Source organism: Actinophytocola xanthii, assembly GCF_001921205.1.
GTDB classification, from domain to species: Bacteria; Actinomycetota; Actinomycetes; order Mycobacteriales; family Pseudonocardiaceae; genus Actinophytocola; species Actinophytocola xanthii.
This window is the reverse complement of sequence record NZ_MSIE01000032.1, coordinates 101,644-122,226: the sequence shown is the minus strand read 5'-3', so window position 1 is coordinate 122,226 and position 20,583 is coordinate 101,644. Positions and strand designations below refer to the sequence as shown.

20 protein-coding genes are annotated in these 20,583 nt (G+C 72.2%); 6 read left to right on the top strand and 14 right to left on the bottom strand.

Features of this window, described 5'->3' with window-relative positions; genetic code table 11:
- Window positions 1-95: 95 nt before the first annotated feature.
- The gene (locus tag BU204_RS18635; RefSeq protein ID WP_075126963.1) at window positions 96-1,850 is read right to left on the bottom strand and encodes a peptidoglycan-binding domain-containing protein; all 1,755 of its coding nucleotides are present in this window, start codon (window positions 1,848-1,850) and stop codon (window positions 96-98) included.
- A gap of 214 nt (window positions 1,851-2,064) precedes the next feature.
- Here BU204_RS18635 and BU204_RS18630 point away from each other — a divergent pair, with 214 nt between their 5' ends.
- From BU204_RS18630 to BU204_RS18620, 3 genes are read left to right on the top strand one after another with little or no spacing between them, the layout of a single operon-like run.
- A complete protein-coding gene (locus tag BU204_RS18630; RefSeq protein ID WP_075126962.1) occupies window positions 2,065-2,676 on the top strand; it encodes a DUF4255 domain-containing protein in 612 nt (203 codons plus the stop codon).
- Window positions 2,673-3,065 (top strand): PAAR domain-containing protein, encoded by a 393-nt coding sequence (locus BU204_RS18625; RefSeq protein ID WP_233160401.1) that lies wholly within the window; start codon window positions 2,673-2,675, stop codon window positions 3,063-3,065. The genes BU204_RS18630 and BU204_RS18625 overlap by 4 nt, the downstream gene beginning before the upstream one ends.
- A 35-nt stretch (window positions 3,066-3,100) precedes the next feature.
- Window positions 3,101-3,910 (top strand): peptidoglycan-binding domain-containing protein, encoded by an 810-nt coding sequence (locus tag BU204_RS18620; RefSeq protein WP_075126961.1) that lies wholly within the window; start codon window positions 3,101-3,103, stop codon window positions 3,908-3,910.
- An 18-nt stretch (window positions 3,911-3,928) separates the two neighbouring features.
- Here the strand turns inward: BU204_RS18620 and BU204_RS18615 are convergent, their stop codons facing one another.
- From BU204_RS18615 to BU204_RS18580, 8 genes are all read right to left on the bottom strand, one after another.
- Complete coding sequence (locus BU204_RS18615; protein WP_143229579.1) at window positions 3,929-4,486, bottom strand: hypothetical protein; 558 nt, start codon at window positions 4,484-4,486, stop codon at window positions 3,929-3,931.
- Window positions 4,483-5,427 carry a peptidoglycan-binding domain-containing protein gene (locus tag BU204_RS18610; protein ID WP_075126959.1) on the bottom strand — a complete coding sequence of 315 codons (945 nt, stop codon included), beginning with the start codon at window positions 5,425-5,427 and terminating at the stop codon, window positions 4,483-4,485. The genes BU204_RS18615 and BU204_RS18610 overlap by 4 nt, the downstream gene beginning before the upstream one ends.
- Before the next feature lie 73 nt (window positions 5,428-5,500).
- Entirely contained in the window at window positions 5,501-6,325 is an 825-nt protein-coding gene (locus BU204_RS18605; RefSeq protein WP_075126958.1) for a DUF4262 domain-containing protein, read from the bottom strand.
- A gap of 119 nt (window positions 6,326-6,444) precedes the next feature.
- Window positions 6,445-7,209, bottom strand: a complete 765-nt coding sequence (locus tag BU204_RS18600) for a putative protein N(5)-glutamine methyltransferase (protein WP_075126957.1) — start codon at window positions 7,207-7,209, stop codon at window positions 6,445-6,447.
- The gene (locus tag BU204_RS18595; RefSeq protein ID WP_075126956.1) at window positions 7,210-10,242 is read right to left on the bottom strand and encodes a helix-turn-helix transcriptional regulator; all 3,033 of its coding nucleotides are present in this window, start codon (window positions 10,240-10,242) and stop codon (window positions 7,210-7,212) included.
- Window positions 10,243-10,253: 11 nt separating this feature from the next.
- Window positions 10,254-10,439 carry a hypothetical protein gene (locus BU204_RS40125; protein WP_075126955.1) on the bottom strand — a complete coding sequence of 62 codons (186 nt, stop codon included), beginning with the start codon at window positions 10,437-10,439 and terminating at the stop codon, window positions 10,254-10,256.
- A gap of 281 nt (window positions 10,440-10,720) precedes the next feature.
- Window positions 10,721-10,846 (bottom strand): DUF397 domain-containing protein, encoded by a 126-nt coding sequence (locus BU204_RS42275; RefSeq protein WP_408608018.1) that lies wholly within the window; start codon window positions 10,844-10,846, stop codon window positions 10,721-10,723.
- Between the two features lie 102 nt (window positions 10,847-10,948).
- Window positions 10,949-11,800, bottom strand: coding sequence for a helix-turn-helix domain-containing protein (locus tag BU204_RS18580; protein WP_075126953.1), 852 nt, complete (start codon window positions 11,798-11,800; stop codon window positions 10,949-10,951).
- 338 nt (window positions 11,801-12,138) lie between these two features.
- Between BU204_RS18580 and BU204_RS18575 the strand changes: the two genes are divergently transcribed.
- On the top strand, window positions 12,139-12,507 hold the full coding sequence (locus tag BU204_RS18575) for a hypothetical protein (RefSeq protein ID WP_075126952.1): 369 nt from the start codon (window positions 12,139-12,141) through the stop codon (window positions 12,505-12,507).
- 147 nt (window positions 12,508-12,654) lie between these two features.
- Here the strand turns inward: BU204_RS18575 and dacB are convergent, their stop codons facing one another.
- The 5 genes from dacB to BU204_RS18550 all read right to left on the bottom strand — a co-directional run bounded on the left by dacB (window position 12,655) and on the right by BU204_RS18550 (window position 18,483).
- Window positions 12,655-14,217 (bottom strand): D-alanyl-D-alanine carboxypeptidase/D-alanyl-D-alanine endopeptidase, encoded by a 1,563-nt coding sequence (gene dacB / locus BU204_RS18570; protein WP_233160400.1) that lies wholly within the window; start codon window positions 14,215-14,217, stop codon window positions 12,655-12,657.
- A 95-nt stretch (window positions 14,218-14,312) separates the two neighbouring features.
- A complete protein-coding gene (gene tesB, locus BU204_RS18565) occupies window positions 14,313-15,239 on the bottom strand; it encodes an acyl-CoA thioesterase II (protein ID WP_075126951.1) in 927 nt (308 codons plus the stop codon).
- A gap of 27 nt (window positions 15,240-15,266) precedes the next feature.
- Complete coding sequence (gene pyk, locus BU204_RS18560; RefSeq protein ID WP_075126950.1) at window positions 15,267-16,691, bottom strand: pyruvate kinase; 1,425 nt, start codon at window positions 16,689-16,691, stop codon at window positions 15,267-15,269.
- Between the two features lie 86 nt (window positions 16,692-16,777).
- Entirely contained in the window at window positions 16,778-17,452 is a 675-nt protein-coding gene (locus BU204_RS18555) for a DUF2461 domain-containing protein (protein ID WP_075126949.1), read from the bottom strand.
- A gap of 62 nt (window positions 17,453-17,514) precedes the next feature.
- Window positions 17,515-18,483 carry a trypsin-like serine peptidase gene (locus tag BU204_RS18550; RefSeq protein ID WP_075126948.1) on the bottom strand — a complete coding sequence of 323 codons (969 nt, stop codon included), beginning with the start codon at window positions 18,481-18,483 and terminating at the stop codon, window positions 17,515-17,517.
- A gap of 165 nt (window positions 18,484-18,648) precedes the next feature.
- Between BU204_RS18550 and BU204_RS18545 the strand changes: the two genes are divergently transcribed.
- On the top strand, window positions 18,649-20,100 hold the full coding sequence (locus tag BU204_RS18545) for an aromatic amino acid ammonia-lyase (RefSeq protein WP_075126947.1): 1,452 nt from the start codon (window positions 18,649-18,651) through the stop codon (window positions 20,098-20,100).
- A gap of 66 nt (window positions 20,101-20,166) precedes the next feature.
- On the top strand, window positions 20,167-20,556 hold the full coding sequence (locus BU204_RS18540; RefSeq protein WP_075126946.1) for a VOC family protein: 390 nt from the start codon (window positions 20,167-20,169) through the stop codon (window positions 20,554-20,556).
- The last annotated feature ends 27 nt before the right edge of the window (window positions 20,557-20,583 follow it).

Sequence of the window (20,583 nt, the reverse complement as noted above, 5' to 3'; positions counted from 1 at the left end):
ACGTCTGATCCTGTTGGTTGGCCGCCGGCAGCCGCAGTCGTCGGCGGGCGGGGCAAGGGGCAACCGCGGCCGCCCCTTCGGGCGGCCGCGGGGTCCTACCGCGGGGCGGTGTCCTCGCCGTGTACGGCGGGGTCGTGCCTTCCGTGCTTGTCCTCGTCGAAGCGGCCGTGGAGCTGCTCGTCGAACCGGCCGTGCAGCTCCACGTCGAACTCGCCGTGCAGCCGGGGGTCGAACTGGCCGTGGATGTCCGGGTGGTACTGCCCGTGCAGGTCCGGGTGGTACTGGCCGTGGATGTCCGGGTGGAACTGTCCATGTAGGTCGGGGTGGAAGTGCCCGTGCATCTCGGGATGGAACTGGCCGTGCATGTCCGGGTGGAAGTGCCCGTGCATCTCCGGGTGGTACTGGCCGTGCAGCTGGAGGTGGAACGTGCCGTGCAGCTCGGAGTGGAACTGGCCGTGCACCTGGGGGTGGTAGTCGCCGTGGATCTCCGGATGGAAGTCGCCGTGCCAGCTCGGGTGGAAACCGCCGTGCAGGTCGGGGTGGTACTGCCCGTGGTAGCTCGGGTGGAAGCGCCCGTGCATCTCCGGGTGGTACTGGCCGTGGATCTGCGGGTGGTAGTGCCCGTGCATCTCCGGGTGGAACTGGCCGTGGATGTCCGGGTGGAACTGGCCGTGGATGTCCGGGTGGTACTGCCCGTGGTAGCCCGGGTGGAAGCGCCCGTGCATCTCCGGGTGGTACTGGCCGTGGATCTGCGGGTGGTAGTGCCCGTGCATCTCCGGGTGGAACTGGCCGTGGGTCTCCGGGTGGAACTGGCCGTGCGTGTCCGGGTGGAAGTGGCCGTGGGTCTCGGGGTGGTACGGACCCGGCCGCTCCCCGTGGTCGCGGCGGTCCCCGTGGTCGCGGCGGTCACCGTGGTCGCGGCGGTCACCGTGGTCGCGGCGGTCACCGTGGTCGCGGCGGTCGCGGTGGTCGTGGTCCCGGTCGCGGTCGCGGTCGCGGTCGTGGTCGTGGTCGTCGCGCTCGTCATCGTCGGTGGGGGCGAACAGGCTCTGCATCTTCGCCTCGGTTTTGGGGCCGACCAGGCCGTCGGGCTCCAGGCCGTGCTCGGCCTGGAAGCGCACCGTCGCCTCGTGGGTTCCGCCGCCGAAGACGCCGTCGACCTCGAGGCCGGCGTCGATCGTCTGGTTGAGCTGGGTCTGCCAGCGGGCGACCTCCTGGCCCCGGCTCCCGCGCCGGAGGTAGACGTCGCTGCGCCCGCGCCCACCGCCACCACCGCCACCGCCGCCGCCCGGGGGCTTCGGGTCCTTGCCCGGGTCCGGGTGCTCGGGGTCGGGGTGCGGGGTCGGCGTCGGGCTGGCGACGGGCTGGAGGGTGTAGTCGAAGTGCGCCTCCTGCGAGCCGTGGCCGCTCTGGTCGTGCTTGGTGAAGTTGGCCGCGGTGGGGCCGCCCAGCGTGGAGCTCGCGGTGTTCGAGGTGTCGTACTTCGGGTTGTCCCAGGACACGGTCCACGTGTTGCCGGCGAAGCTGTAGGTCGCGCTGCCCTGGGAGCCGGCCGCCGCCGCGCCGGCGAAGGACGTGCTGCTGTGCCGGAAGGTGCCCGTCGAGTGCGGCGCGATCGTCACCGGCGGGTTGTCGTCGAAGCCGCCGTACTCGGACTGGTTGCCGACCAGGGTCAGCGTCTCGTCGGTCTGGTTGTTGATCCGGATGTGGCTGACGTTGGGCTTGCTGAGCTCCTCCGCCACGTGTTCGGCCGCGTCACCCGCCACGCCCGCCGCGACACCGGCGGCTCCGCCCGCCGCCGCACCGCCCGCCGCGGCACCACCGCCGGCGGCAGCTCCTGGTCCGGTCATTACCCACTCCTGTCTCCAGCGGATACACCTGGTTCGGCACAGAGTCCGCCGGCGGGAACGGTTCCGGCCATCGCCATCGACCGCGACGATGGGGCGTATTCGGCCGCCCGAACAGGCAGCGGGCGCAGCGGTGCCCCTTCGGGCAGGCGATGCGCGCTGAAAGGACGGGCGTGCGCCCGTGGGGCGGCCGGGCGCACGCGCCCACACTGGACCGGTGATCACCGACGTTGACGAGGCCCTGTGCGTCCTGCTCGGGCGTGCCCTGCCGGAAGGCACGATGGTCCGGCTCGACCCGCCCAAACCCACCTGGGAGACCGAGCGCCCGTCGAACGCGATCGACCTGTTCCTGTTCGGCCTGCGCGACGACCCAAGTGGGCGGGAGTCCGGGTGGGACGAGTCGCGCGACGAACGCGGTGCCGTCGTCGCGCGCCGCCAGCCGATCCGGCGATGCGCACTGTCCTATTTGGTCACGGCGCGGGCGCCGAAGATCAACGAGGAGCACCTGCTGCTCGGTGTCGCGCTGCGGACCATGATCTTCAACGACCAACTGCCCGAGGACTGCATGTCCGGCCCGCTGGCGGCGCTGGGCGTACCGGTGTTCCTCCAGGTGGCCGAGACAGAGCCGGGCGGGCTGTGGAGCAACCTCGGCATGCCGGCCCGGGCGGCGTTCGCGATCACGGTCAGCGCGCCGTTCGTGCCGGAGCCCGACACCGACCTCGCCCCGCCCGCGGAGAAGATCCGCCTGGACGCCGGGCAGAACGTCGCCCCACCGCCCCGCGGTCCGCTCACCCCGAACGGTCCCAAGCGCTGGGTGCGGGTGCCGTGAGCCCGGGCGCCAAGCAGGGCGACAAGGTCGTCGGCACCGACGTGCACATCGTGATGATCCCGTCGCCGGGGGGCCCGGTCCCCACCCCCCTGCCGCACCCCTTCGCCGGCACCATCACGGGCGGGTGCAGTACCAACGTCATGATCGCCGGGATGCCGGCTGCGACGCTCGGCAGCACCGCGACCAACGCGCCGCCGCACCTCCCGCAGGGCGGTCCGTTCCAGGTGCCGCCGACCAACCAGGGCACGGTGATCAAGGGCAGCGCGACCGTGCTGATCAACAACAGGCCCGCCGCACGGGCCGGGGACACGGTGAACACGTGCAACGACCCCGCACCCGCCCCGACGAGCTCGATCGTCGCGGTGAGCACCGTGGACATCGGTGGGTAGCCGCCGGCGAGTAGTGACACCGACAGGGAGGAACCGTGACGCAGAGCGGACAGCAGGCCCCACCGACGCTGGGCCCGGGCCAGGAGAACCCCGAGGAGTGGGTGAAGTACCTGCAGGAGATGCTGAACTGGTACTACCAGATGCAGGTGGTGAGCCAGGACGGCGAGTTCGGTGCGCAGACCCGCAACGCGGTCGAGCACCTGCGCAAGCAGCTGCGCCTGCCGGACGGCGCCGAGGTGGACGAGCAGGTGTGGCGGGCGATCGGCGACAGCGGGTCCCGGGGCTCGGGCGGGTCCGGGGGCGAGCACGGCCGCCGCGGCGAGGGCGGCGAACACGGTGAGCACGGTGAACACGGTGAGTCCGATCAGGACGCCGAGTACGACGCGGGTCAGGACGTCGGCGAGGGCACCGACGTGCCGGTCAGCCTGCTGACCGCCGATCCGGAGGTGAGCTGGGCCGCGGCGATCGCGATGGTGACCAGTTCCGCCGGCAACGGCCAGACGGTCGAGTCGGTGCTGGAGAAGTCCCCGCAGCACAACCGCACGGCGAACGAGGCACGCCAGCTCGCCACCGAGCAGTTCGGGATGTCGGAGAAGGACTGCCGGGGTGACCGGGTGGAGAGCTGGGCGGGCCTGCTGCGTGCGCACGGCGCGCTGTGGGTGCCCGTGCCCGACGTCGACGACCACGTGGTCGTGGTGGCGGGCATCGGGCAGAACGGCGGCGAGGCGCAGGTCCACGTGCTCGACCCGAGGACCGGTGCCGACGAGTGGGCCGACTTCGGGACCTTCCGGGACGCCTACAACATGGCCGACGGCGTCGACCTCAAGGTGCTCGCCGCGCGGTGAGCGACGGCGCCGGCCCGGCTACACGCCCTCCGCGGCGACCAGCCGGGCCGGCGCGATCGGCACCGCCACCAGCACGACCATGCCGATCGAGGCCAGCTCACGGTCGTGCTGGACGAACCAGTTCCGCCCGTTCCCCGACGCGCGAAGGGGTTTGCCCGCGGTGGAGAGTGCGGTCACCTCGAGCGAGTACCCGACCGTGCCGCGCACGGTCACCTCCGCGGTGCCGCAGCGTCGGCCGAAGTCGACCACGCACTCGCCGTCGAACGCGACGGTCGCCGGTCCGGGGAAGGCATGGCGCAGCTGGGTGAACACGTGTCCGGCCGACGAGCGCAGCGACGGGGTGGCCGAGCCGAGGCCACGGACCATGACCCCGCTCGACATGTCCCGCACGGTCCGCAGCGCGCAGGCACGCAGGGATTCCTCGGTGGACGCCTCGGGTGCGGTGCCGACGAGGTCCAGCTCGCCGGTCAGCACGAGGTCGATCCGGACGGCGAGATGACCGATGTCCACCGCCGCACCCGCCACCGGTGTGGCCGGCAGGCTGTACCGGAACCGCTGCGCGACCATGACCCTCACGCCCCGAGCAGGACGAGGCTGGCGCCCCCGGTCTCCGGGGCGAGCGCGATCGCGAACGCGGCGACGAGCACGACCAGGCCGACCTTGGCGAGGTCCTCGGAGTGCCGCTCCACCCAGCTCGGCGCGTTGTCCACGACCGGCTCCGGCTCCGGCTCCGGCTGCTGGTGCGGCGTGACGGTGACCTTGAGCTTGTAGCCGATCTGGCCGGTCACCTTCGCGTTGCCGTGCTCGGTCGGCACCTCGTAGTCCAGGTGGCAGCTCCCGCTGAACTCGATGCAGTTCGGCGTGAGTGGGCTCGCGGACACCTGCAGGAACTCGGTGCCGACAGCCGCGGACAGACCCGGGTTGTCCGAGCCGAGGTTGGTCACCGAGAGCTGGTTGGTGAGCCCGTCGAGCGCGTGGCCGGCGGCGACGCTCAGCCCGTTCTGGTCGAGCGTGGCGCCGGTCACGGCGTGCGGGAAGGCCACTGTGGACTCTCCGGTGAGCGTGAGCTCGAGCTCGACGAACGCGCTGCCGACGTCGACCGCGGCCGCGGCGATCGGGATGTCCGGCCAGCTGTACTTGAGCGCGGGCGCGCCGCCCTCCATGAACGAGGCCGGGAACTCCTCGGCGTGGGCACCGGTCGAGTGCATGGCCCCGGCCGCGTGCCCGGCTTCCCCATGCTGCGCCGAGGAGGCCGCGTGCCGCTGGTGCTCCTGGTGGTCGGGCTCGCTGGTCCGGGCGCCCGCGTCGGTCAGGGCGGCCCAGGTGGCCGCGTCGACCACCCCGCTCGGTTCCATGCCCTGCTGCCGCTGGAAGTGCTGCACCACCGACTCGAGCGCCGCGTCGAACTCGCCGCTCTCGGCGGTGACGGTCTGCTGGTAGTGGTGGTTGAGCGTCTGCTGCAGGTACAGCACCCACTCGCTGCTGACACCCGGCGCCAGCTCCGGTTCGTTCGCCATACCAGGAACGCTAGGTCCTTCCGCCGTCACGCACCGATGGCCGATGGGGCAGAAAAACGGGCGGTATGGCCGATCACCCGTTATGGGGGCCGCGGGACCAGTTGCCGTCGGGCTCGCGCCAGGCGGCGTGGCCGCGCGGGAGATCGGCGAAGTCGCGGAGGTAGGGGTGGCCGGCGATCAGGTGTCGCAGGTGGACCATGCCGGTCCCGGCGTCGGGCCCGGTGCCGGTCCGGCGCTCGTGGAACTCCCACCGCCCCTCCGCGGTGTGCACGATGCCCACGACCGGGGCCGCACCGCTGATCACCCCGGTCGACCCGAGGACGAGCTCGTCCCCGCGGACGTCCGGGAACGGCGAGTCGACCAGCTCGGCCAGCCGGGTCCAGGGGCTCGGCGGATGGTCGTCGCGCGGCAGCCAGAGCCGGGGCTGGTGGGTGCGGCAGCGTTCGCCGGCGCCGGGGTCCCAGGGGAACCGCCCGTGCCGGTCGGGCCAGATCAGCTGCACGGCCGGGACGAACCCGCCGTAGAACTCGCCGGCCAGCGTCAGCAGCTCGTCGTGCCAGTCGCGGTGCACCGGCCGGACCGCGACGGGGAACCCGTCGAGCACGCCGAGCCGGTCCTCGCCCGCCCGCAGCGGCTGGCCGGCGCGCACCTGGTGGCCCACGGCGTTGATCCAGGTGTGCATGTCCCGGGCCCGCAGGCCGAACATGCAGACCTCGGGGCCACGCAGGCTGTGCCACATACCCACCGAGTAGGCCCAGCCCGGCAGCTCCTGCTCCTCCGCGACCACGACCACACTCCAGCCCTGCTCCTGGACGTGGAAGAGCATGTTGAGCTCCCGCGCGTCGAGGGTGCCCCGGCCGGCCTCACCCCGGCACAGCCAGCAGCGACAACTGTCCACAGATCCGCCTCCCCGGGTTCTCGTGTGTTGGTGGGCCTGGGCAGGACATGTGGCGGGTTGCGTCACGTTCCCCTGAGGTGACGGTTCCGGAGGTTGTCCTACGCGCTCACCGATCAAGCCTAGGCGGTGCCGATCACGACGGTGGCCTCCCCGTCGGGGGCGGTGACCACCCGTGCCGCCAGTCCGGCGGCGGCCATGACCGAGACCGCGGTCGGCACCTGGCGGTCGGCGGCCTCCACCAGGAGGTGGCCGCCGGGGGCGAGCCAGGCCGGCGCGCGCGCGGCGACCCGGCGCAGCACGTCCAGGCCGTCGGACCCGCCGTCGAGCGCCCCGCGTGGCTCGTGCTCACGGGCCTCGGGCGGCATCAGGTCGATCTCGCCGGTCGGGACGTAGGGGACGTTGGCCACCAGCACCTCGACCCGCCCGCGCAGGGCGTCCGGCAACGCGGCGAACAGGTCGCCGAGGTAGACCCGCTCCACGTTGCGGCGGGCGACCCGGACGGCGGCCGGCGACACGTCGGCCGCGTGCAGCTCGACCGGCACCGCCGCCGCCACCGCGGCCCCGAGCGCGCCGCAACCGCAGCACAGGTCGACGACCACGGCACCCGGGCGGGCCAGCGAGGCCGCCTGGTCGGCGAGGAACTCCGTGCGGCGGCGCGGGACGAACACCCCCGGCGCGACGTGCAGCCGCAGGCCGTGGAACTCCGCCCAGCCCACCACGTGCTCGAGCGGCTCCCCGGCCACCCGCCGGCCGACCAGCGCCGCGAGCGCGGCCGACCCGTCGGCGGCGTCGGCCAGCAGCGCGGCCTCCTCCTCGGCGAACACGCAGCCCGCGGCACGCAACCGCGCCACGACCTCGTCGTTGACCTCGCCGGTGACCTCCACCTACGGCGCCGGCGTCGGGTCGTCGAGCAGGCCCCGGTCGTAGGCCAGCGCGACGGCCTCGGTCCGGCGGGAGGCGCCGAGCTTGGCCATGATCCGGGACAGATGCACGCTCACCGTCTTCTCGCTGATGAACAGCTCCTCCCCCACCTGCCGGTTGGTCCGGCCGAGCGCCACCAGCCGCAGCACGCTGCGCTCACGCGGGGTGAACGGGTCCAGCGGCTCGCGGGGCGCCGGCCCGTCTCCGACGGCCAGCCTGGCGCGCCGCGCCAGCCGGCGAACGGCCTCCAGCAGCGGTCGCGCGCCGAGCCGGGCCGCGACCTCCTCCGCCTGCCCGAGCTCCTCGGCCGCCGCGGAGCGCTCGTCCGCCCGCAGCAGCACCTCGCCGAGCCGCCACCGGCACACCGCCTGCTCGTAGACGGCTCCGTAGCCGAACGCGGCGATCGCGGCCCGCCACAGCTCCGCGTCGCTCCCGCCGTGCAGCCGGCTGTGCTCCGCCTCCGCCCTCGCGACCCACGCCCTGCCCTCCGGTCCGAGCACCCCGGTACTGGGCCGCCCGAACCGCGCGGTGTCCCGCGCGAGCGCGAGCAGCCGCTCCCCCTCCTCGACCGCGGCCAGCCGCTCGTCCTCGGCCTGTCGCCGGGCGGCCTGCGCGGCGAGCTCGGCGCACAGGGCGACGCCGAGCGCGCCGGTCCGGATGTTGCTCAACGCCCACTTGCCGCCCACCCGCTCGGCCCACTCCACGGCGTCCCGCACGTGGCGGACACCGTCGGCGAACCGGCCCTGCCAGAACGCGAGCTGGGCGCCGGCCGCGCCCATCGAGGCGCCGATCTGGAAGTCCCGGTTCCAGTCACCGCGCAGTTCCTCGGCGAGCCGCGCCACCTCGGCGAGCCGCCCGCGGGAGACCATCACGTGGCTGCCCACGGCCGCCAGCCGGGCCGAGACGGTGTTGGACACCCGCCGGCCAGGCGGCTCGGCGACGGCCTCGCTGACGTCCCAGTCCCCACGGGCGTAGGTGCTGACGACCTTCAGCGTGCGCAGCTCGAAGCCGTAGGTACCCCAGGTGAGACCGGTTTGCTTGGCCCGCTCGAAGCCCTGGTCGATGACCCGCACGGCCTCGTCCAGGTCGCCGTGCTCGTAGTAGTTGACACCCAGGTAGTACCAGGCCCGCAGCTCCACGGTCACCGCGCTGCTGTCCGTGTGGGCGAGCCGCTGGGCCTCCCACAGCCGCTCCCGGCTCTGCTCGACGAGCCCGTCGGACTGGTCCAGCGCGCCCAACGTGATCAGGGCGTCGGCCTCCACGCCCGGCTCCCCGGACGCGCGGGCGTCGCGCACCGCGAGCTCGGCGAACGTGCGGGCCTCCACGGGCTCCCGGCTGCCGCGCAGGATCGTCGCGTACACGGCGAGCACCCACGCCTTCTCACAGCTCGCCGGCAGGCCGGCGATGAGCTCCCAGGCCTCCTCGATGACCCGCCTCGCCTCCCCGTCCCGGCCCTCCAGCCCGAACAGCGCCGAGGCCAGCCTGCGCCTGGTCAGCGCGGCCTCCTCCGGGTCGCCGGTCTGGTCGACGAGCTTGACCGCCTGCTTGGCGAAGGCCACCGCCCGCTCCGGCTCGCCGGCGATCCGGGCGAGGTAGGAGGCCTGGCGCAGCAGGTTCGCCTCGTCGGGGCCGCTGGGCCGGTCGGCCTCCGCCACCGCGTCCCAGAGCTTGAGCGCGCGCTCGTAGTGGTGCAGCCCTTCGGTCGGCGCGCCGGCATGCTTGGCCTCCTTGCCGGCCCTGATCGAGGCGGCCAGCGCCTGCGGCAGCTGGTGGCTCTCCATGCTGTGGTGCGCCAGTGCCGCCGCGGTCCCCCGCCGCTGCGGCCCCCGGGCCAGACAGCTGGCGTAGGCGGCGTGCAGTCGCACCCGCTCGCCGGGCAGGAGGTCGGAGTAGACGGCCTCGCGCAGCAGGGCGTGGCGGAACACGTACACCGGCAGGCCCTGGTCCTGCGTGGCAACCAGGACGTGGTGCTGAACCGCCTCCCGCAGCGCCTCCTCGAGCTCCTGCTCGCCGAGGTCGGCGACCTCGAGCAGCACGTCGTGGCCGCAGCGGCGCCCGGCCACCGACGCCACCCGGACCACGTGCTGGGCAGGCTCGGCGAGCCGCTCGACCCTGGCCAGCAACACGTCGACGAGGGTCGCCGGCAGGCCCGCACCGTCCTCGGTGTACGCGGCGACCAGCTCCTCGGCGAAGAACGCGTTGCCCTCCGACCGCTCGGCGACCTCGCGCAGCATGTCCTCGGCCAGTACCTCGTCGGCGAGCGCCGCGACGAACGTGCGCGAGTCCTCCGCGCCGAACGGGGCCAGCTCCAGCCGTTCGGTCGCCGGCAGCCGGACCAGCTCGGCCAGCAGCGGGCGCAGCGGGTGGCGCCGATGCAGGTCGTCGCCGCGGTAGGTGCCCACCACGAGCACCCGCTGCTGACGCAGCCGGGAGACCAGGAAGGCGAGCAGCCACCGGGTCGACCCGTCGGCCCAGTGCAGGTCCTCCAGCACCAGCACGACGCAACGCTGCGCGGCGAGGTCGGTCAGCACCCCGTGCACGGCGTCGAAGACCTGCAGCTGGCCGACGTCCTGCTCGGGCCGCGCGCCGGTACGCGCGCCGACGCCGGCACGCAGGGCCGGCATGACCTCGCGACCGGCGGCCGGCTCCCCGGCCGACAGGACGACGTCCGGCAGCAGTCTGGCGAGCGCGGGGTGGGCGAGGACCGCCTGCTCCGGGTCGGGGATCTGCGCCATCGCCTCCGCGAACGGCAGGTAGGGCAGGCCGGCCTCGCCGGCGTCCAGGCAGCGCCCGGTCAGCACCAGGGCGTCCTTCTCCCTGGCCAGTGCGGCCAGTTCCTCGGTCAACCGGGTCTTGCCGACCCCGGCGTCGCCGGAGATGAGCACGGCGGCCGGGGTTCCGGCGGCGGACTGCTCGAGGGCGGCACGCAACCGGCCGAGCTCCCGGTCACGTGCCACCAGTTCGATTCCGGATCCCAGGCGTGCCACGCTGTGCATGCTCGCACACCTCAGGCGGCGAGCCGCGCCTCATTATTGGCCGCCGGCGGCTCCTCGGTGTGGTGGCCGAACACGCGCTGCCACCAACTGGCCCGCAGCGCGCGTGCCTCGCGCCGGTACTCGAGCGCGATGCCGCCGCTCGCCTGCTCCATGCGGTAGTCCATCTCGGCCTTGACGACCTCGGGGGTCACGTACATCTCGACTCCTCGTTGCGTTGATTCGCTGACGATGTCGAGAGTCGTGCTGAGGCGGGGTGTCCGGCATCGGGTGACCACGCACGGACTGAGGTCGGGATGGCCCGGTGCGGTCGGATCGGGAGGTAAGGGTGGAGGTAAGGGCTCGCCGGCAGGTAAGGCCCCGGGTAAGGGCGGGTAAGGAGCCGGTGCTCCAGGGTCTGGAGAGCACCTGGCGACGAGATCGACGTGGCGGTGCGGTGACGGTCGGACACCGTCACCGAAGGGGTCAGACGGCGGCCGGGTCAGGCGTTGTCGAGCTGCCCGTCCTTCAGGACCCTCATGAAGTCGCCCCACCCGGTCACCTCGAAGGCGATGTGGCCGGAGCCGGGGCTCTTGGAGTCACGCACCGCTGCGCCGTTTCTGGCCACGACAAGCTCGACGCAGTCGTTGTACGCACCGCTACGGCTGCTCTTCCGCCAGCGTGCACCTGTCAGGTCAGAAAGGGTCACAGTCTGCTCCTCTCGGAATCGTCACTGGGCGAGCCGGGCGGCCGCCCGTTCGACCATGGCAGCGGTATCGTCCGGTTTCAACGCCGCCGCTCGTAAATGGTCGAACATCAACGTATACCGGCGGACGTCCGCTTGCTGTTCCAAGTAGACACCGGCTGTGGTGTTCTCGACGTAGACCACGTCCGGGTCTGCCTGCTCGGGGAACCCGAGGATGAGGAACGGACCCTCCATCCCGGCGTGGGCCCCGGCCGAGAACGGCACCACCTGCAGTGTGACCTGCGGCAACGCGGCGAGATCGACGAGCCGAAGCAGTTGCTCCCGCATGATCTCCGGACCGCCGACGACCCGGTGCAGCACCGCCTCGTCGAGGATCGCCCAGTACTCGGGAGGGTTAGTGTCGGTGAGCAGCCGCTGGCGGGCGAGGCGGGCCTGCACCCGGCGTTCGATCTCCTGCTCCGTCGCGTCTGGACGGCTCGCCCGGTGCACCGCACGGGTGTAGTTCTCGGTCTGCAGCAGACCGGGCACGAGCAGCGCCTGGTGGGTGTGCAAGAAGGACGCGTCGGACTCCAGCCCCACGAAGGAGCCGGTGAAGACCTCGTTGTAGGAGTGCCACCACCCCTTCTTGCGCGCCTCGCGTGCCAGTTGGACGAGCGCCTCGCGCTGGTCGTCCTCGATCCCGTACACCTCCAGCATGTCCCGCACGTCACGCGGTGTCACACCGACGTGGCCCGTCTCGATGCGACTGATCTTGGACGCCGAGCACTCCAGCTTCTCGCCGACCTCGTCGATGGTCAGCTCGGCGGCCTCCCGTAGCCGGCGCAGCTCGCTGGCGAGCCGTCGGCGTCGGACCGTCGGGCTTGGACCTCGGGTCACTGGGGATCACCTCATGTGTTCGTCATGCGCGAGTTGCTCTGGGGGAACGATGCTCTCACCCCTGCTTCGAGCAACCGCGCGGGAATGCGCGAAACCGGCACAAGAGTGCATGCGGGGCGGAAGCAATTCCACACACGCTCCTACCTCTCACCCGATCGTGTATTGCAAGTTGCAGAGTGCCGCTGACATGCCGCAAGCTGCTATTCACGCCGGACGTTGCTGTCGAAGGCGAACGCGCCGATTCGCTCGTCGCGCCGCAATGTGCCCCGGTTGCAGGGAGTACGCAACTCCCGGACGTCAGGTTAACCGCTCGTCATCACCGGTCAACAGGAGTCGTAGTGGGTAGTTCTGCCTTTGGCCAGCTCAGAACCTCCCTGGCCGAGTACCTGGCCGAGATCTGGTCGTCGACCAAGCAGGGCGACGACCGGGCTGTCGCCGTTCTGGCCAGGAAAGCGCTGCCCCGGCTCGTCGAGGCGCTCAACGCCGTGCTCGACGAGCACTCTCCCGACGCGGACGGGCGGTGCGCCAGCTGCCGCTCGCGCCGGTTCGGGCGCACGCCGCGGCCCTGCCGCGCCTACCTCAGCGCGCACCTGTGCCTGCTGCCCGCGGCCGACGAGCCCGAACCGGTGCCGGTGGCCCCCCAGCCCCGGCGGTCGGTGGTCGTGGCCGAGCCCGCCAGACGTTCCGTGCTGCGCACCCCGAGCTGACACCCCGGACCGCGAGCGCGTGGTTTGCCCGAACCCCGCGGCTCGCGCGGGCGACCCGTCTCCCCCACTTCTCCCCCGGGTCGCCCGCACGGCGAGGCCCGGGACCCGCGACAGCGCGGATCCCGGGCCCGCCTCGTGAACCTTTCCTCAGCAGGCCTTGCGCCAGCTGCACTCCAGTTCGGTCTCCTGGTCGACCGCGTGGTCGCTCCGCTGGTCGGCACCGCGTGGAGCGACTCGCGGGGAGACCGGTCCGCCCTCCTCGGCCAGGCGGATCGCGACCTTGTCCTCGATGGCCTTCGCGTTCACCCCGATGGTGTTGTTGCTGACCATCGAGAAGATCCACCGCTCCCCGCTCGCCGTGTCCACGTAGCCGGACAGGCCGGTCACCCCGGTCAGCGTCCCGGTCTTGGCGTGCACGACACCCGCCGCGGCGGTGCCGCGCATCCGGTTGCGCAGCGTGCCGCCCACCAGCCGGTCGGGCTCGCCGGCAATCGGCAGGGCCTCGTACCACTCGCCGAACCAGGGGCGGTCGGCCGCGCCGGCGAGCAGCTGGGCGAGCTGGTCCGGCGAGATCTGGTCCATGCGGGACAGGCCGGAACCGTCGGCCATCGACAGCCGTCCGGTGACCCCGAGCCGGGTCAGCGCGTCGACCAGGACGGGCCGTCCGGCATCCCAGCTGCCCTGCCCAGCGCTCGCCCGGCCCATCGACTTGACCAGGATCTCGGCATGCAGGTTGTTGCTCAGCTTGAGGAACGGCACCTGCAGCTCGCGCAGCGGCATCGACTCGCGCCTGGCCAGCTCGGTGGCGCCGGCCGGGGTCGCACCGCGGGTGGTCGGGCCCAGCACGGTGACCCCGTGGCGCCGCAGCGCCGAGCGGAACAGGGCCGCGGCGTACCCGGTCGGCTCCCAGACCGCCATCCACTCGCTGGTCACCGCGCCACCGGCGGGGATCGAGCCGGTGACGGTGAACGTGTTGGACCCGTGCTCGCGGTCGACCGAGATCGTGTTCGCCGACCCGGGCGCGCCGGTGGTCGCCGTGTTGACGACCCGCACGTAGTCGGTCGGCGGCTCGGTGGTCACCTTCGCCTTGGCGCCGGCGGCACCCGGTGCCACCCGGACGATGACCGAGCCCGCGTCGTAGTCGGTGTCGGGAGACGCGGTGAGCGCTGAGACCTGGGCGTTGTAGTAGTACGGCTCGTCGTCCCAGGCCCAGGACAGGCCGAGCCGGACGTCGTCGAACCAGGTGTCGTCGGCGGTCAGCGGGCCTCGGACCACCCGGATCCCGCTCCGCGCGACCCGCGCCGCCAGGGCGTCGTAGTCAGCGGCGAGCATCGTCGGATCGCCGGTCCCGCGCAGGTACAGCCCGCCGTGGAGCACGGGGCCGTGCCGCCGGCCGGTGCTCGCCACCGTCGTGGTGAACGTGTGGTCGGGCCCGAGCACCTCGAGCGCTGCCGCCGAGGTGGCGAGCTTGGCGTTGGACGCCGGCTGCTGGCGGCGCTCGCCCGCCCGCCGGTAGACAGGCTCCCCGTCCAGGGTGGTGACGACCAGACCGACGTCCGCGCCGGCGAGCCCGGGGTCGGCGAGGATCGCGTCCAGGTCGGCACCGAGCTCGGAGCGGTCCTGCGCCTGCACGGGGGCGGCGGCCCCGAGAAGGATCAGGCCAGCCAACAGGGCGGTCGACATCGCGGTCGGGCGGTGGGGTCTGCGCACGAGGACTCCCGGGGTGTCTACGGCATCGTCAAGTGAGGAATCCTCCTACTCGACGAGCGCCCTGACAATCACCAACAAGGGTCCTCTTCGGAACGTCAGTCCTCGAGGATGCGCAGCAGGCCCTCCTGCACCACGGTGGCGATCAGCGTGCCGTCCCGGGCGAAGAACCGGCCGGTGGCGAGCCCTCGGGCACCCGAGGCGCTGGGCGAGGCGCAGTCGTAGAGGAACCACTCGTCGGCACGGAACGGCCGGTGGAACCAGAGCGCGTGGTCCAGGCTGGCCCCGACGACCTTGTCGAAACCCCAGTAGGCGCCGTGGCGGACCAGGATCGAGTCGAGCAGCGTCATGTCCGAGGCGTAGGTCAGCACGCAGACATGCAGCCGCTCGTCGTCCGAGAGCGTGCCGTCGGCCCGCATCCACACCTGGCTGCGGGCCGCGCTGGGGCCGTGCTCCCGGCGCACCCACGGCGGCTCGCCGACGTAGCGGATGTCGATCGGGCGGGGTGCCGTGGCGTAAACGCCGAGCTTGTCGGCGTGCTCGGCCATCAGTTGGGAGCGCTGCGGCAGCTCCTCCGGGCCCGGCACCTCGGGCATCGGCTCGGCGTGCTCCAGCCCGGGTTCCCGCTGGTGGAACGAGGCGGACAACGCGAAGATCGCCTTGCCGCGCTGGACCGCGACCACCCGGCGGGTGGTGAACGAACGCCCGTCCCGGATGCGGTCGACCTCGTAGACGATCGGAACGCTCGGGTCGCCCGGCCGGATGAAGTAGGCGTGCAGCGAGTGCACCCCGCGCTCCGGGGCCACCGTGCGCCCCGCCGCCACCAGCGCCTGGCCGGCCACCTGCCCGCCGAACACCCGCACCGGCGACTGGGCAGGGCTCACCCCGCGGAAGATGTTCTCCTCGATCCGCTCCAGGTCGAGCAGCGCGACCAGCCGGTCAAGTACCGGCTGGCCCTGCGCCGCTCGTTCCCCTGAGCGCAGCTCGGCCAGATCCAGGGCCGCCTGCCGCGCCGCTTCAGTCATCAACCACTCCTCAAGCCACGAGCTGGCTCAGGCGTGGTCCTCCTCGCCGAGCCGGTGCACCCGGATGAGGTTAGTCGAGCCCACCGTCCCCGGCGGGGATCCTGCGACGACCACCACGAGGTCTCCCGGTTGGTAGCGCCCGATCGACAGCATCGAGGTGTCGACCTGGCGGACCATGAGGTCGGTCGAGTCGACCTCGGGGACCATGAACGTCTCCACGCCCCAGGTCAGCGAGAGCTGGCTGCGCACCGAGGGCTCCGGGGTGAACGCCAGCAGCGGCAGGTGGGTGTGCAACCTGGCCAGCCGGCGAACGGTGTCCCCGGACTGGGTGAAGGCGACCAGAGCCTTGGCGTTGAGCCGCTCGCCGATGTCGCGGGCCGCGTAGGACAGCACGCCCCGCTTGGTCCGCGGCACGTGGGTCAGCGGCGGAACGACCGTCGACTCGCTCTCCACCGCCTCGACGATCCGGCTCATCGTGCGCACGGTCTCGATCGGGTACCGGCCAACACTGGTCTCGCCGGAGAGCATGACCGCGTCCGCGCCGTCGAGCACGGCGTTGGCGACGTCGGAGGCCTCGGCCCGGGTCGGCCGAGAGTTGTTGATCATGGACTCCAGCATCTGGGTCGCCACGATCACCGGCTTGGCGTTCTCCCGCGCGATCTGGATCGTGCGCTTCTGCACCAGCGGCACCTGCTCGAGCGGCAGCTCGACACCCAGGTCACCGCGGGCGACCATGACGCCGTCGAAGGCCAGCACGATGGCCTCGAGGTTCGACACCGCCTCCGGCTTCTCCAGCTTCGCGATCACCGGCAGCCGCCCGCGCCCGACGCGGTCCATCACCTGGTGCACGAGGTCGATGTCGGCCGGGGACCGGACGAACGACAACGCGACGAAGTCCACCCCGAGCTGGAGGGCGAACTCCAGGTCCTCGATGTCCTTCTCCGACATCGCGGGGACCGAGACGTCCATGCCCGGCAGGGAGATTCCCTTGTTGTTGCTGACCTTGCCGCCCTCGGTGACCTCGCAGACGACGTCCGGGCCCTCGATCTTGAGCACGGTCAGACCGACGTTGCCGTCGTCGACCAGGAGCCGGTCGCCCGCCTTCGCGTCCTTGGCCAGACCTTTGTAGGTGGTGGACACGCGGCCGTGGGTGCCCTCGATGTCCTCCACGGTGATCCGGACGACGTCGCCGACGTGCCACTCCGCCTTGCCGCCGGCGAACGTGCCGAGACGGATCTTGGGACCCTGCAGGTCGCCCATGATGCCCACGGCGCGGCCCGACTCGTCGGAGGCGGCCCGCACCAGGTCGTAGACCTGCTTGTGGTCGCTCTGACTACCGTGGCTGAAGTTCATCCTGGCGACGTCCATACCGGCCGCGACCAGGTCGCGTACCTTCTCCGGGGTCGCCGTCGCCGGTCCCAGAGTGCAGACAATCTTCGCTCGTCGACTCACGGGTATGCAGCCTAGCCCTCGATCCTGGAACGATCCCGAAGTACTCAGCAGTAATACACGCATCGATCCAGAACGTCACCGGCTGGTCACCGCCGCGTCGACTTCTCGGTGACTCCAACGTGGTCACGGGCCCACTCGTTGAGGGGGCGCAGCGCGCGGAACGCGGTGCGCACCCGATCGAGCAACGCCCGTTCGTGCAGGACGTCGTCCGGCGGCCAGCCGCGCATGGCGTAGACCGAGCGGTAGCGCAGCAGGTCGATCCGCGGGTGTTCCGGGTCGACGCCGCGCGGCCGGGTGCGCAGCCGGTCCCCCTTGAGCTCCCAGCCCGACTTCTCCAGCGTGCCGAGGATCCGGTCCAGGGCGACGCCGTGGATCTCCTCGGCGACGGCCGTCCGGAAGCGCGCGAGCTGGTCGGACTCGAGGTGGAAGCAGCCGCCGCCCGCCCGCACCCCCGCCGGGCCCACCTCGACGTAGTAGGCGCCGGCACCGCGGCCGTGCTCGATCACGCCGCCGCAGTGGTCCTTGTACGGCCGCTTGTCCCTGGCGAAGCGCACGTCCCGGTAGGGCCGGAAGACCGAGACCCGCGCCTGCTCGGTCGCGAACTCGGCGGACAGCTCCGCGAGCAGCGCCTCCATCGGCTCGCGGACGTCGGACTGGTAGACGTGCCGGTTGTCGGTCCAGTACGGCTTGGAGTTGTCGGCGACCAGCCCGTCGTAGAAGTCGATCGCGTGCTCGCCGAAGCCGGTGAATCGGGTGCGCATCGCCGCCGAGGATATGCCGGCCGCGGGTGGCGCCGGGCCGGCGCCACCCGCGGCGGCGTCTCTCAGGCGGCCTGCGCCGTGGTGTACACGCCCTGCGCGTCCGTGCCGAAGTACGGCCCGAACATCCAGGTGGGAATGAAATTGATCTTGTAACTGTTCACCGAGTTCTGGATCCCGGTCCCGGTCGACTCGGTGAAGTTCAGCAGCCAGGGGCCGCCGCTGGACCCCCCGGTCATGTCACAGGTCATGCCGATCCCGTCGCTGATCAGCGCGTTGAACGTGCGGCCGCTGCAGTAGACCATCTGGCTGCCGTCGTAGGGCGCGGCGGCCGGCCAGCCGAACGCGTACATGTTCTGGCCGCGCGCCTGGTTGAACGCGATGCCCTGGGCGCCGACGACGTCGGTCAGGCTCTGGCCGGACAGCGGGGCGACCACCGCGGCGCCGACGTCGTAGTTGATGTCCTCGGTCGCGGTCCACTGCGGGGTGGCGAAGGTCGCCCGCGCGCTCCAGGTGCCGTACGGGGTGGCGCCGTTGTCGTAGGCGGGCACGAACACCCAGTCGGTGTGCCAGGCGCCGTCGAGCTTCACGCAGTGCCCGGCGGTCATCACCACGCTCTTGTTGGCGCTGGTCACGGCGTTGCCACTGCAGGAGGCCCGACGGCCGGCGTAGGTGAAGAAGACCCGCCCCGCGGTGGACTCGATCGCGCCGCCACCGGGCCAGGGCGCGCCGCCCTCGGGGAAGGCCATCGGTGTCACGTCCCTGGCCGGCGGGCTGGTCGGCGGGACGACCTGCGGGGTGCCGCGCCGGACGTCGCGGGTGAGCTCCCGCGCGTCCGCCGCTGGGAGGAGCCGCTCGATCGGCACCGCGGAGCGCATCGCCTCGGGTGTCCACCGCGCCGCGACCGACTCGGGGCTGGCGGCGACGCGGTGCACACCCACCGGGGAGGCGGGGGCCGCGGTGGCGGGTCCCGCGAGGGCGGTGACCGCCAGACCGGTGACGGCGAGGAGGGTGGGCCAGTAGAGCTTTCTCATCCGAACCTACCTTTCGTAGACCACCCGCACGGGGGTCATCCAGCAGGGGACGGGCGGTCACAGGGAGAACCGGAACAGGAGGAGCCAGCGTTACCGCGAAGGACCGCACCGGTCGCGGAACGTGATGTCCACACTTGAGCACAGCGACGAGTTCCGGGAGGTGCCATGGGTGAACGCGAGGTACTGGTGGTGGACGGCGCCACCCTGGACTGCACGGACGTGGCCCTGGTGGCCGACCGGGAGGTGGTCGTCGAGGTCTCGCCGGAGGCGGAACGGCGGGCGGGGGCCGCATGGCGCCTGGTCGCCGACCTGTCCGCCACCCGGGAGATCTACGGTCGGACGACCGGTGTCGGCGCGAACCGCGACCTCACGATCGGCCCGCACGAGGGCCCCGAGCACGGCCGACGCCTGTTACGCAGCCATGCCGGCGGCACCGGGGAGCTCCTGCCGGCCAGGACGCTGCGGGCGATGCTGCTGATCCGGCTGAACCAGCTGGCGGCCGGCGGGTCCGGCGCCCACCCACGTCTGCTCGCGGCACTGGCCGCAGCCCTGACCGCGGGAGCCGTTCCCCAGGTGCACCGCACCGGGTCGATCGGCACCGGCGACCTGACCGTGCTGGCCGAGACCGCGCTGACCCTGTCCGGCGAGCGACCGTGGGTGGTGGGGGGCCTGCCCCCGGTGCCGCTGGACACCTCCGACGCGCTGGCGTTCATGAGCAGCAACGCCGCGACGCTGGCCGAGGCGGTCCTGGCCACGCTCGAGCTGGACCGGCTGCTGCGGGCGAGCCACGTGGTGGCGGCGCTGTCCTACGTGGTGCTCGGCGGGTCGCCCGAGGCCTACGCGTCGCCGGTGCACCAGGCGCGCCCGCACCCCGGCCAGGTGCGGTGCGCTGCCGAGCTGCGCCGGCTGCTGGGGATGTCGGGGATTCCGCAGCGGGGGCGCCGGATCCAGGACCCGTACGGCCTGCGCGCGTTCCCCCAGGTGCAGGGGCCGGCCCTGGACGCGGTCGCGTACCTGCGCCGGGTGCTGACGATCGAGATCAACGCGGTGACCGAGAACCCGATGGTGAGCCTGGCGGCCGGGGACGTGTTCCACCACGCCCACTTCCACACCGCCTACGTGGCGGTGGCCCTGGACCAGGCCCGGGCGACGATCCACCACGTGGCCGAGCTGTCCGCCGCGCGCCTGGGCGACCTGGTCGAGCCGTCGTTCACCGGCCTGCCGGCGTTCCTGGCGTCCGGGCCGCCGGGAAGCTCGGGGGTGATGATCCTGGAGTACGTCAGCCACGACGCGCTGGCCGCACTGCGCCAGGCCGCGCTGCCGGTGACGCTCGGAACGGCGGTGGTGTCGCGGGGCGTGGAGGACCACGCGAGCTTCTCCACCCAGGCAGCACGCCAGGCGGCGCAGGTCGCGCGGGCCTACCGGCAGGTGCTGGCGTGCGAGCTGGTCGCCGCGGTACGGGCCCTGCGCATGCGGCCCGCGGACCTGATGGACCTCCCCGTCCGCGACGCCTTCGCCCTGGCCGACGCCGTCCTGGACCCGGACCTGAGCGACCGCCCGCTGTCCGCCGACCTGTCCGCGGCCGGCGCGCTACTGGACCGATTGGCCGAGTTCTAGCGATACCTCAGACAGCCACCTGATACAGTCTGTGCTTATATAAGAGAGACCTACAGGAGTTCGTCGATGCCGCAGAAAATCCACACCTTCCTGATGTTCCAGGGGCAGGCCGAGGAGGCGATGAACTACTACGTCTCCCTCTTCGACGACGGCGAGGTTCTCTCCGTCGTCCACTACGGACCGGACGGGCCCGGCAGGGAGGGCTCGGTCGTGCACGCGCTGTTCCGCCTGGCCGGGCAGGAGTACATGTGCGTCGACTCCTCGCAGGAGCACGACTTCGGTTTCACGCCAGCGGTCTCGCTCTACGTGAGCTGCGCGGACGAGGCCGAGATCGACCGGCTGTACCAGGCGCTCGCGGACAAGGAGCTCATGCCGCTCGGCGACTACGGCTTCAGCGCGAAGTTCGGTTGGGTCGTGGACCGGTTCGGCGTCTCCTGGCAGCTGAACCTGGTGTGAGCGCGGAGCCCGGCGACGCTGCCGGGT